The following is an 11757-nucleotide window of genomic DNA, read 5'->3' as shown; positions in this document are numbered from 1 at the left end:
CAGATAGCCTGACCACCTCACATCGACCCTGTCCGTCGAAACGGGTCAAGCCCACCCCCACCCCAAACGCCAAGCCGACGCCCTGACCACCCTCCTCAACATCGCCACCAACACCAGCACGAACGTACGAGCATCCAACGGATCGGATGAGTACGTTGGATCGGCCAACGACTTGCGATCGGCTGACCACACTGACCCCACGCCGTACGTGGAACCTGACGACTGCCCTACTCCCAGCACGCGCGAGACGAGCAACAAGCTCACCCCCCTGTACGCCACCGAGCGCACCACCGACTCGCCGGTTCAACCTGCCCGTGAACCAGCCATCGTCGATCCACCGACCGTCCAACCGCCCGATCCAGTACCAGGGCACGGCCCCAAACCGCAGATCAGCGTCACCATCGACTTCGACGACCTGCGGACCGCAACCACCAACGCAACAGGCGCCCTCGTCTTCGGCGAACGCTTGTCCGCGGCAACCGTACGCCGCCTGGCCTGCGACGCCGACGTACTCCCCCTCGTCCTAGGCTCCAAATCCCAGCCCCTGGACGTAGGCACCACTCAACGCCTGGTGACCCGACCGATCCGCCGCGCCCTCAACGCCCGCGACAAAGGCTGCGTCATCTGCAACGCCCCACCGATCATGTGCGAAGCCCACCACATCATCCACTGGGCCGACGGCGGCATCACCGCCATCTCCAACCTCGCCCTGCTCTGCAAACGCCACCACCTCGACCTGCACTCAGGCCACTGGCAAATCCGCATCCTCAACGGCGTAGTCCAGGTAACCCACCCCACCTGGTCCACCCCCACCCACATCCCACCCACCAAGTACCACCCACCCACCACAAACCTCATCCACCACCCCCACACCCCACCCGACCCATGGAACGACCACGCCCCACCACCCACCCCACACACCGACGACACCCCACCACCCGGCCCATGGAACGACCACGCCCCACCACCCGACCCGCGGAACGACGACACCCCATCACCCAACGCGCAGAGCGGCCAGACCCGGACGCCCACCCCACGGAACGACGGCACCCCAACACCCGACCCATGGAACGACCACGCCCCACCACCCGACCCGCGGAACGACGACTCCCCATCACCCAACGCGCTGAGCGGCGAGACCCGGACGCCCGGCCCATGGAACGACCACGCCCCACCACCCGATCTGCAGAGCGACGACATCCGGATGCGCACCCCGCGGAACGGCAACACCCCAACACCCGACCCGTGGAACGACGACGCTCGACCCCAAGACCCACCCGACGCCGATCCACACCCGACGCCTCGACTTCGCCAGATCCCAACGCCTCCCGAGATCCCCTGGGCCAACGACCCACTCCCGCAAACCACCACCCACACACGATCCGCCCTTCACATCCCCTGGGCAGACGACCCCACACCTCCCACCACCCCAACCCGCCTCCCCCACAACCCGTGGGCCGACGACACCCCCACGCCGCACACGACTCCACCACCCCTCACCCCAAACAACCCCCAGAGCGACGACCCAACCCCACTACAACCCACAGGCTGAACACCACGCCCTACGAACCACCCCACGCGCTCTGACAACTGCTCACCAACCGCGGGGTTATCCCACCCCGCCGACAGACCACCCGCATCAGGCGGCACCATTCCACCCGCAGCGCTCGGCACGCCGCCACGCCCGGAACGCCTCCTTGCCCGTGAGCCACCCCGCACGCCATTCCTCCGCATCCGGAACGCTGCCCCGCTGCACTCGGCACGCCCCCTGCTGCAGCCGGCATGCCGTGCCGCCGCCCCAGGCGTGCCGCGCACCACGCCGAGCAGCACCAGACCGGGCAGCACCGCCCCACCAACCACTGACCCGAAGCACCCGCCCACCACACGCCTACGCCCACCTAGCTCCGGGCCGACCGCCCCGGCTGCAGCCGGGGCTGCCGCGCCGCCGCACCAGGCATGCCGCGCACCTGGCCGGGCAGCACCAGACCGGGCAGCACCAGACCGAGCAGCACCGCCCCACCAACCACTGACCCCAAGCACCCACCCACCACACGCCTACACCCACCTAGCACCGGGCCGACCACCCCGCCGCAGCCGGCACGCCTCGTTGCCGCACCAGGCGTCCCGCGCACCACGCCGAGCAGCACCAGGCCGGGCAGCACCACGCCGGCAGCACCAGACCCGGCAGCACCGCCCCACCAACCACTGACCCCAAGCACCCACCCACCACACGCCTACACCCACCTAGCACCGGGCCGACCACCCCGCCGCAGCCGGCACGCCTCGTTGCCGCACCAGGCGTCCCGCGTTCCACGCCGAGCAGCACCAGGCCGGGCAGCACCGCCCCACCAACCACTGACCCCAAGCACCCGCCCACCACACGCCTGCACCCACCTGGCACCAGCACCGGGGCGACCACCCCGCCGCAGCCGGCATGCCCCGCGGCAGCCGCATGCCGTGCCGCCGCGCCAGGCGTGCTGCGCTGCTCAACTCGGGGCGCCTGCCAGTCAGCGGACATCGCCCAGGGCGTCGACTCTGTCAACGGCGATCCGACGAAGCCGCCACCTGCTCATTCACGCATGGGGCGTCGTGTCCGCGGTCCTTGATCTCCCCTGAGCACGCCTCTAGCTGCAGGCCGCGCCGACCGAACGGTCCAGCGTTCACCGGTCCTGCACGGCCCACCTGCTGTACCGCGCATGCTCATATGCCGCAGCGCACCGGGCACCCACTCGCCCCATGCTCGTACGCGATCGCCTGACGCGCTGGGCACACGCAGCCCTCGTACGCCCCGGGTGCACCGGCCCTTGGTCGTTCACGACCTGGGAGTCGCCTACCCACTCCCCCAACTTGAGCACGTCAGACTGCTTGCACACGTACGCGGTCTGGCGAGTCGCATACGCCCATCGATCCGATCAGCTGCCTTCAATTGGCCGGGCCCGTGCGGCTACGTGCGCGAGCGGTCGCTCCGCTCGTACGTACGTGATCAGCTGGTACGTACGGCACGCGCGACCGCTCGTACGCCCGGGTGCACGCCGTGCTTGTGCGGCTTGAGCGCGTCAGTCTGCTCGTCATGCACGCACCCGTGCGGGTGCAACCACCACAGTCCCCTGGTCATGCGCCAGCCACACATGTACGCCGCCCGCACGCCCGGGAGAGCTTGCCTGGTCGTTCGACTTGAGCAGGTACGACCGCTCGCTTTCATACACGGCCTGTAGAGCTCGTCAACCGGGCACGCACTGTGCGGTCGCGTGCACAAGCACAGTCGCTTGCGTACGACAGGTGCGTCCGCCCAGGTCGTGCGCCAGGTGCTAGCGGTGGTTGAGTGTCTGGGCGGTTTCGGTGGCCCAGTAGGTGAGGATGGTGTCGGCGCCGGCTCGGCGGATGGCGGTGAGGGTTTCCATGATGGCGCGGTCGCGGTCGATCCAGCCGTTGGCGGCGGCGGCTTCCACCATCGCGTATTCGCCGGAGATGTTGTACGCGGCAACCGGTACGTTCACGTGGTCGCGGACCTGGCGGATGATGTCCAGGTAGGCCAGCGCCGGCTTCACCATCACCATGTCCGCGCCCTCGGCGATGTCCAGGTCGACTTCGCGGATCGCCTCGCGGGAGTTGGCGTTGTCCTGCTGGTACGTGTTCCGGTCGCCGGTCAGCGACGAATCGACCGCCTCCCGGAACGGACCGAAGAACGCCGACGCGTACTTCACCGCGTACGCCAGAATCACCGTGTCGACGAACCCAGCGGCGTCCAGCGCGGTACGAACGGCGCCGACCTGCCCGTCCATCATCCCGGACGGGCCAACCACATGTGCGCCGGCCGAAGCGTGCGCGACGCCCATCTCCGCATAGATCGCCAGCGTCGCGTCGTTGTCCACCCGGCCGGCAGCGTCGAGTACGCCGCAATGCCCGTGCGAGGTGAACTCGTCCAGGCACAGGTCCGACATCACCAGCAGCGCATCGCCGGCCTCGGACACCGCGTCCTCGATCGCGACGTTCAGGATGCCCTCGGGGTCCAGCGCGCCGGACCCCGTCTCATCTTTGACCGAAGGGATACCGAACAGCATGACGCCGCCGAGGCCGAGCTGGGCGGCTTCGGCGATCGCCTTGCGGGCGGTGTCGCGGGTGTGCTGGACGACGCCCGGCATCGACTTGATCGCGATCGGTTCGCGGGCGCCTTCCCGGACGAACAGCGGCAGGACCAGCTGCCGTGGTTCGAGGGTGGTCTCCGCGACGAGCCTGCGGACCGCGGCCGACGTCCTCAGCCGGCGCGGGCGTACTTCCGGGAATCCAGACATGGTCAGCTCTTTCGGCGGGAACCGGGACGGCGTTCGGACGGGCGGGTGACCGGCTCGCCGGCCTCCACCATGGTGTCGCGGCGGTCGGCGCCGAAGCGGGCCAGGGCGTCGGCGAGCTCTTCGGCGGACGGGGTTTCGGCCATCGCGTCGACGCGCAGGCCGTGCTCCTCGGCGGTCTTCAGCGTGGCCGGGCCGATCACCGCGATCACGGTGGAGGCGTGCGGCTTGCCGGCGATGCCGACCAGGTTCCGGACCGTGGACGACGAGGTGAAGACGACCGCGTCGAACTTGCCGGACTTGATCGCCTCGCGGGTCGGGGCCGGCGGCGGAGCGGCGCGTACGGTCCGGTACGCGGTGACGTCGTCGACCTCCCAGCCGAGATCGGTGAGGCCGGCGACCAGGGTTTCGGTGGCGATGTCCGCGCGGGGCAGGAAGACCCGGTTGATCGGGTCGAGTACCTCGTCGAACGGCGGCCAGTCCTCGACCAGGCCGGCCGCGGACTGCTCACCGGACGGGACCAGGTCCGGACGGATGCCCCAGGCACCGATCGCCTCGGCGGTCTTGTCGCCGACGGCCGCGATCTTCAGCCCGGAGAACGCCCGCGCGTCCAGCCCGTACTCGTCGAACTTCTCCCGGACCGCCTTCACCGCGTTGACCGAGGTGAACGCGACCCACTCGTACCGGCCTTCGACCAGGCCGCGGATCGCCTTGTCCATCTGCTGCGGGTTGCGCGGCGGCTCGACCGAGATGGTCGGGACCTCTTCGGGCATCGCGCCGTACCGGCGGAGCCGGTCCATCAGCGGGCCGGCCTGGTCCTTCGTCCGCGGAACCAGGATGCGCCAGCCGAACAGCGGCTTGGTTTCGAACCAGGACAGCGCCTCGCGCTGCTCGACCACGGCGCCGACGACGATCACTGCCTCGCCGGTGACCTTGGCGGCACGCAGGTCCGCGACGATCGTCTCGAGGGTGCCGACCACGCTGGTCTGGGTCGTGGTCGTCCCGCCGACCGTCACCGCGACCGGCGTGCCGGCGTCGAAACCGGCCTCGATCAGGGCGGCGGCGGTCTCCTTCAGGACCTCGGACGCGTTCAGCAGGACCAGCGTCTGCTTCGGCTGCAGCCGGGTCAGGTCGAGCTTGTTCTCGGCCAGGTCGACGACGGTGACCTCGCGGTCGCCCTTCATCGTCAGCGGAATTCCCGCGTACGTGGGCACCGCGCTGACCTCGCTGACGCCCGGCACGACGTTGAAGCCGATACCGGCCTTCCGGCACGCGGCGGCCTCTTCGGCACCACTGGAGAACGTGAACGGGTCGCCGCTGAGCAGCCGGACCACGTTCGCCGCGGACTTGGCGGTCTTCACCACCAGCCGAGCCCGGGCCGCGACCCGGAGCGCGCGGCTGCCCTCGGCGCCGGAACCGTCGATCACCTCGACGCCCGGCGGGCAGTAGGTCAGGAACGCGTCGTGCTCGGGACCCTCGACGACGACCGCGTCGGCGTTCGCGAGCACGTCCCGGCCGGCCAGCGTCAGCAGCGCCGGGTCACCAGGACCGACGCCGACGAACGTGACATGGCCGAGTGGTTTGGTCTGCTTGACGGTACTGGTGGCGGCCTTCTGCGGTGCCGCGGTGGCGGCTGTCTTCGCGCTCACGTCTGCCTTCGCCCTCGTCGTTTTCCTGCTCGTCTTGTGGGCCTTCGTGGTGGTGCCCTGTGCCGGTGTCATGTTCGCTCCAGCAGTTCGTACGCCAGCGCCTTGCCGAGCGCCACCGGGTCGTCGACCGGTCCGTTCGCGGACAGCCGGCGGACTCCGTCGTCCTGGCCGAGCGCCCCGCGCAGCCACAGCTCCGGGCCGTCCTCGCCCTCGACCACCTCGGCCAGGGCGCCGACCGGAGCCGTACACCCCGCCTCGAGCGTGGCCAGCAGCTGCCGCTCGGCGGTCACCGCGGCCCGGGTGGCCGGATCGTCCAGCGGCGCCAGCACGCTGAGGATCTCGGTGTCGCCGGCCCGGCACTCGACGCCCAGGGCGGCTTGTCCGGGTGACGGCAGGACCTGGATCGGGTCCAGCGTCTCGGTCACCTCAGCGAGCCGGCCGAGCCGGGCCAAGCCTGCCCGCGCCAGAATGACCGCATCGACCTTGCCCGACTTGACCATCCCGATCCGGGTGTCCACGTTGCCGCGGATGCCGGTGCACTCGACGCCCAGGCCGAGTGCGTCGATCTGGGCCGCCCGGCGGGGCGCCCCGGTGCCGATCAGGGCTCCGCGCGGCAGCTCGCCGAGGGTCAGCCCGTCCCTGGCGACGAGCACGTCGCGTGGGTCCTCGCGGACCGGGATCGCACCGATGGTCAGACCCTCGACCGGTGCGGTCGGCAGGTCCTTCAGCGAGTGCACGGCGATGTCGATCTCGTTCGCCAGCAGGGCATCCCGCAGCGAACTGACGTAGATGCCGGTGCCGCCGATCTGCTCGACCGGGGACACCTTGTCGGCGTCGCCCGTGGTGGCGATCGGGATCACCTCGACCTCGTGACCCAGCTTCCGTAGCGCGTCCGCGACCAGCGTCGCCTGCGCGTTCGCCAGCGCGGACCGGCGGGTGCCCAACCGGATCATGCGTGCTCACCTCCGGTGGCGTTCGAATCGGCGCGGGTGTTGCTCGTCTCGCCCGGTGTCTTCGCGGCGGTCACGGCGTCCACCGCCGCCTGGTCGAGCGCGAACAGTTGCCGAAGCGCATCGGCGTACGTCGGTCCGCCCGGGTCACCGCCCAACTCCTTCACCCGAACCGTCGGGTTGTGCAGCACCTTGTCGACGACCCGCCGGATCGTCCGCTCGACCTCGTGCCGCTCGTGCTCGTCGAGACCCGGCAGCCGGCGCTCGAGCCGGGCCAGCTCGCTGTCGACCAGCCCGCTGGCCATCGCCCGCAGCGCGACCACGGTCGGCGCGACCGACGCGGCCCGGCGGGTGGCCTCGAACGAACCGCTCTCCTCGCCGACGATCCGGCGGACCTCGTCGATGTCGTCCTCGCTGCCGCCGGCCGTCCGGGCCAGATCGGCGAGGGTGACCAGCGCGACGCCCGGAATCCGGGCCGCCTCGGGCGCGACATCGCGCGGCAGGGCAACATCCAGTACGCCGAGCGGGCGGCCGTCGGACGCGTCCCGGAGCATTTCCTCGGTCAGTACGACGCCGCGCGCGCCCGTACACGAGACCACCAGGTCCGCGTCGTGCAACGCCTTCGGCACGTCCGCCAGGCGGATCGCCGTGCCACCGATCCGCTCCGCCAGCACGACCGCGCGGTCGTAGTTGCGGTTGGCAACGGTCACGCTGCGGGCGCCACCGTTCGCGAGCGTCTGCGCGGCCAGCGACGCCATCGAGCCGGCGCCGACGATCAGCGCCCGCCGGTCCTCGAACCCGCCGACGGCTTCCAGGCCGGCCGACACGACCGAACGGCCGGCGGAGTCGATGCCGGTCTCGGTCCGGGCCCGCTTGCCGACCCGCAACGCGTGCTGGAACAGGGCGTTCAGGTCGCTGCCGATGGTCTCCAGGTCCTGGCCGACGCGCAGCGTCTCCTTCACCTGGCCGAGGATCTGGCTCTCGCCGACAACCATCGAGTCCAGCCCGACCGCTACCTGGAACAGGTGCGCGACGGCGCCTTCCTCGAAGTGCACGTACAGGTGCTCGGCCAGGTCGATCAGCGGTACGCCGGTGATCTCGGAAAGGATCGCGGTGATCTCGTCCATCCCGGCGTGGAAGCGGTCGACCGACCCGTACACCTCGGTGCGGTTGCAGGTCGCGAGCACCGCGGTCTCGGCCACGGCCGGGGAGTTGTTCACCGTCAGGGCCAGCTTGGTCGCCGCGTCCGCGTCAAGCGCGACCCGCTCGAGTACGTCGATCGCCGCCGACCGGTGACTGATACCCACCACCAGGTAGCTCACGCTCCGACACCTCCCCCGACACTCGGGAGATCCGTCAGACCGTTCATTGCTGGTAGCTCGGGCACCTGGGGGAGCGCCGCCTCTCCGGACTTGCGTTGTTCGTGGTACGCCAGGATCTGCAACTCGATCGAGAGGTCCACCTTGCGGATGTCCACGCCGTCGGGCACGGACAGCACCACCGGCGCGAAGTTCAGGATGCTGGTCACACCGGCGGCGACCAGCCGGTCGCACACCTCCTGGGCCGGGCCGGCCGGGGTGGTGATGACGCCGATCGAGACCCGGTCGGTCTCGACGATCTCCTCCAGCTGGGCGAAGTCGCGGACCTCCATGTCGCCGATCCGCTCGCCGACCAGGTCCGGGTCGGCGTCCAGCAGGGCGACGATCCGGAAGCCGCGGGTGCCGAAGCCGGAGTAGTTCGCCAGCGCGTGACCGAGATTTCCGATCCCGACGATGACGACCGCCCAGTCCTGGGTGACGCCGATCTCACGGGCGATCTGGTACCGCAGGTACTCCACGTCGTAGCCGACGCCGCGGGTGCCGTACGAACCGAGGTAGGAAAGGTCCTTGCGGAGCTTCGCCGAGTTCACCCCGGCGGCGGTGGCCAGGTCCTCGCTGGAGGCGGTCGCGATGCCGTTGTCGGACAGCGCGGTCAGCGCCCGCAGATAGACCGGCAAGCGCGCGACAGTCGCCTCGGGGATGCCGCGTTCGGTTCTCGTCGGCGGGCCGGGGCGACGGCTGCTGGCACGCGTCACAATTCTCCTGGGAGCAGGTTGGTTCACCGCGGTCTGACGGCCGGCGGCTCTCTTACTCTAGGAGCTTGTGAACGTGAGAACAAAATCGGCGGGAGTGAGCTGAGAGACACTCCCGGCCGGATCGCTTACCTCATCAGGGCTTTTCGGAGCCGGGCGGGGTCCACTCGCCAGAAGTCGTGCTGCTTGCCGTCGACGAAGGTGACCGGGATCTGCTCGCCGTACTGGGTGAACAACCGGTCATCCTGGGTGATGTCCACCTCGTCCCACTCCACCCCGGCCTCGGCGCAGACGGCGCGGATGATCTCGCGGGCGTCGTCACAGAGATGACAGCCGGGTTTTCCGTACATCGTGACCCTGCTCATGTGTCTCCCGCCCGCAGTCTGCCCTTGGCGACCTTCCCGGTGACCGAGTGCGGCAGGTGGTCCACCACCTCGATCTCGACCGGGCACTTGAACCGCGCCAGCCGGCCCTCGGCGTACGCGCGCACCGCCGCGACGTCGACCGTGGCGCCCGGCAACGGAACCACGAACGCCTTCACCGCCTCGCCGGTGTCCTCGGACGGTACGCCGATCACCGCCGCCTCGCGGACCCCGTCCGCGCCGACGAGCACGTCCTCGACCTCGCTCGGGAACACGTTGAACCCGGACACGATGATCAGCTCCCGCAACCGGTCGACCAGGAACAGGTCGCCGTCCGCGTCCAGGAAGCCGACGTCGCCGGTCCGGTACCAGCCCTCGGCGTCCGGTCCGTCCACGCCGTCCGGCCAGTAGCCGGAGAACAGGTTGCCGCCGCGGATCAGGATCTCGCCGGGGTCGTCGCCCTCGACGTCCTCGCCCTGCTCGTCGGCGATCCGGAGCTCGACGTTCGGCAGCGCGCGGCCGACCGAGCCGGGCTTCGGCGCCGCCTCACCAAGGGTCGTGGTCACGCCTGGGGACGCCTCGGTCAGCCCATAGCCCTGGTGTACGTGCAACCCGCTCGCCTGCTCGAACCGGTCGGCGAGCCCGCGGTCGAGCGTGGACGCCCCGGTCAGGACGACCTTGACCGACTTCAGCGCGGTGCGCAGGTCTGGCCGGGAGAGCAGTGCGTTCAGCGCCGGTGGAGCCAGCGGAAGGCGGCTCACGCCGTACCGGCCGATCAGGTCCAGGGTGTACGCGGGGTCGAACCGCTGTTCGACGATCAGCGCGGCCCCGGTCGCGACCGCCCAGCCGAGGACGGCGTTCAGCCCGAACGCGTGGAACATCGGCAGCACGCCGAGAACCACGTCCTCGGGCCCCATCCGGTCCTCGCCGAGCTCGGTGAGGTTCTGCACATTTCCCATCAGCGCCCGATGGGTGAGCATCGCGGCGCGCGGATCTCCACTGGTTCCGGAGGTGTACAGCAGCACCGCGAGCGTCTCGGGGTCGATCGGCGGCGGTAACTGAGCGTCACCCCGGAGCTCGTCCGGCGCGACCGTCCGGACCCCTTCGAGGCGCTCCGCGAGCCCCGGCCCGGCGATCGCCAGCCGGGCACCGGAATGCGCCGCGACGGCCGCCAGCTCGGGCTTCGTCAACCCGGTGTTCAGCGGTACGGCAACCAGTCCGGCACGAAGAATGCCCAGGTAGGACGTGACGAATTCGATGCTGTTGGCAACCAGCAGCAGGACCCGGTACCCCGGCACCAGGCCGGCCGCGGCGAGGCCCCGCGCGGTCCGGTCGACGGCCTGGTCGAGCTCGTTCCAGGTCAGCCGCCGATCCCCGTCGACCAGCGCGGGACGCTCGCCGTGACGTTGCGCTGTGTCACGAAGAATGTCCGCGAAATTCACGTTCACCAGGCGAGTCTGTCACGGCGCCGAGCCGGTCCAGGACCGGCCGGGTTTGGCAGAACGGTTGCAGCGGAGCGTGACCACCGATATACAGGTGCTTCGCGAACGCGCTTCTGCTGAACCTCACACTGCAGAAACTCCGTCCGCGCGGGGAACCTCATGCGCGATGGACCCTCCCCGACAGCAGGCTGCTCCGATCCCGGACGCAGTCCGCTGGCGCATTCGATGACGCTCGGAGCGAACGGAAGGCGGCACGCCCCAGGCTGTTGACAGTATGTGTTGCACCGATGACGCTCGGTGCTGTCGCAGCCACTGTGGCCATTCGCGAATGTGTCAGAAGACGTGTCAGTTGAACGGGGAGAAAACTTGACCACGCCGGAGCCAAGCCCGGACGGGATCAGACGCGCGGAGCTCGTCGATCGCGCCCAGGCCGGGGACGTCGGTGCCTTCGGTGAGCTGTACGACGAGTACTCGCTCACCGTCTATCGCTACATCTACGCCCGCGTATCGTCCTCGGCCCTGGCCGAGGATCTGACCAGCGAAACCTTCGTCCGGGCGCTCCGGGCGCTGGACTCGTTCCGCTGGCAGGGCCGGGACTTCGGTGCCTGGCTGGTGACCATCGCCCGGAACCTGATCACCGACCACTACAAGTCCGGCCGGGTCCGGCTCGAGGTGGTCACCGACGAGATCGAGACCCACGACCGGCAGACCGAAGGCCCGGAGATCGACGTGCTGGCCGCGGCCACCGCGGAGGTGCTCCGGGAGGCGGTGGCCGGCCTGCCGGACGAGCAGCGCGACTGCCTGACGATGCGGTTCTTCGCCGGTCTGTCGATCGCCGAGACGGCCAAGGCGCTGGAGAAGTCCGAAGGCGCCGTGAAGCAGCTCCAGCTGCGGGCCGTGCGGCACTTGGCGAAGGTTATCCCCAAGGACTTGAGGTGAGGAGGATGACAACGGATGTCTTTCGTAACCCGTCAGGGAGTTTCCTCGTTTGCCT

The 11757-nt window shown here is 69.8% G+C and carries 11 protein-coding genes; 2 read left to right on the top strand and 9 right to left on the bottom strand.

Going from position 1 to position 11757, the window contains the following annotated elements; translation table 11 throughout:
- Window positions 1–208: 208 nt before the first annotated feature.
- Window positions 209–1552, top strand: a complete 1344-nt coding sequence (locus tag ABD260_RS02765; RefSeq protein ID WP_344231683.1) for an HNH endonuclease signature motif containing protein — start codon at window positions 209–211, stop codon at window positions 1550–1552.
- A gap of 346 nt (window positions 1553–1898) precedes the next feature.
- On the opposite strand, the gene ABD260_RS02760 is transcribed toward ABD260_RS02765, so the two are convergent.
- The 9 genes from ABD260_RS02760 to ABD260_RS02720 all read right to left on the bottom strand — a co-directional run bounded on the left by ABD260_RS02760 (window position 1899) and on the right by ABD260_RS02720 (window position 10769).
- Complete coding sequence (locus ABD260_RS02760; protein WP_344231682.1) at window positions 1899–2036, bottom strand: hypothetical protein; 138 nt, start codon at window positions 2034–2036, stop codon at window positions 1899–1901.
- Window positions 2037–2983: 947 nt separating this feature from the next.
- A complete protein-coding gene (locus ABD260_RS02755; protein WP_344231681.1) occupies window positions 2984–3115 on the bottom strand; it encodes a hypothetical protein in 132 nt (43 codons plus the stop codon).
- 193 nt (window positions 3116–3308) lie between these two features.
- Window positions 3309–4292, bottom strand: coding sequence for a porphobilinogen synthase (gene hemB / locus ABD260_RS02750; RefSeq protein ID WP_344231680.1), 984 nt, complete (start codon window positions 4290–4292; stop codon window positions 3309–3311).
- Window positions 4293–4294: 2 nt separating this feature from the next.
- Window positions 4295–6010 carry a bifunctional uroporphyrinogen-III C-methyltransferase/uroporphyrinogen-III synthase gene (locus ABD260_RS02745; RefSeq protein WP_344231679.1) on the bottom strand — a complete coding sequence of 572 codons (1716 nt, stop codon included), beginning with the start codon at window positions 6008–6010 and terminating at the stop codon, window positions 4295–4297.
- A complete protein-coding gene (gene hemC / locus ABD260_RS02740; protein ID WP_344231678.1) occupies window positions 6007–6891 on the bottom strand; it encodes a hydroxymethylbilane synthase in 885 nt (294 codons plus the stop codon). The genes ABD260_RS02745 and hemC overlap by 4 nt, the downstream gene beginning before the upstream one ends.
- The gene (locus tag ABD260_RS02735) at window positions 6888–8210 is read right to left on the bottom strand and encodes a glutamyl-tRNA reductase (RefSeq protein WP_344231677.1); all 1323 of its coding nucleotides are present in this window, start codon (window positions 8208–8210) and stop codon (window positions 6888–6890) included. Before ABD260_RS02735 ends, hemC begins: the two co-directional genes overlap by 4 nt.
- Entirely contained in the window at window positions 8207–8962 is a 756-nt protein-coding gene (locus tag ABD260_RS02730) for a redox-sensing transcriptional repressor Rex (protein WP_344231676.1), read from the bottom strand. Before ABD260_RS02730 ends, ABD260_RS02735 begins: the two co-directional genes overlap by 4 nt.
- Window positions 8963–9087: 125 nt before the next feature.
- Complete coding sequence (locus ABD260_RS02725) at window positions 9088–9324, bottom strand: glutaredoxin family protein (protein WP_184840041.1); 237 nt, start codon at window positions 9322–9324, stop codon at window positions 9088–9090.
- Window positions 9321–10769 carry a class I adenylate-forming enzyme family protein gene (locus ABD260_RS02720; protein ID WP_344231675.1) on the bottom strand — a complete coding sequence of 483 codons (1449 nt, stop codon included), beginning with the start codon at window positions 10767–10769 and terminating at the stop codon, window positions 9321–9323. The genes ABD260_RS02725 and ABD260_RS02720 overlap by 4 nt, the downstream gene beginning before the upstream one ends.
- 360 nt (window positions 10770–11129) lie before the next feature.
- Between ABD260_RS02720 and ABD260_RS02715 the strand changes: the two genes are divergently transcribed.
- Entirely contained in the window at window positions 11130–11702 is a 573-nt protein-coding gene (locus ABD260_RS02715; RefSeq protein ID WP_202887630.1) for a sigma-70 family RNA polymerase sigma factor, read from the top strand.
- Window positions 11703–11757 lie beyond the last annotated feature (55 nt).

The sequence above is a fragment of the Kribbella hippodromi genome, assembly GCF_039531045.1.
In the GTDB taxonomy this organism is placed as follows: domain Bacteria; phylum Actinomycetota; class Actinomycetes; order Propionibacteriales; family Kribbellaceae; genus Kribbella; species Kribbella hippodromi.
Note: the sequence above shows the minus strand (reverse complement) of the source record. Positions and strands in the feature narration are given on the sequence as shown.

Coding starts and splice junctions, on each gene's coding strand:
- ABD260_RS02755 (WP_344231681.1), bottom strand. CDS start 3,115: ATGACCAGGGGACTGTGGTGGTTGCACCCGCACGGGTGCGTGCATGAC.
- hemB (WP_344231680.1), bottom strand. CDS start 4,292: ATGTCTGGATTCCCGGAAGTACGCCCGCGCCGGCTGAGGACGTCGGCC.
- ABD260_RS02745 (WP_344231679.1), bottom strand. CDS start 6,010: ATGACACCGGCACAGGGCACCACCACGAAGGCCCACAAGACGAGCAGG.
- hemC (WP_344231678.1), bottom strand. CDS start 6,891: ATGATCCGGTTGGGCACCCGCCGGTCCGCGCTGGCGAACGCGCAGGCG.
- ABD260_RS02725 (WP_184840041.1), bottom strand. CDS start 9,324: ATGAGCAGGGTCACGATGTACGGAAAACCCGGCTGTCATCTCTGTGAC.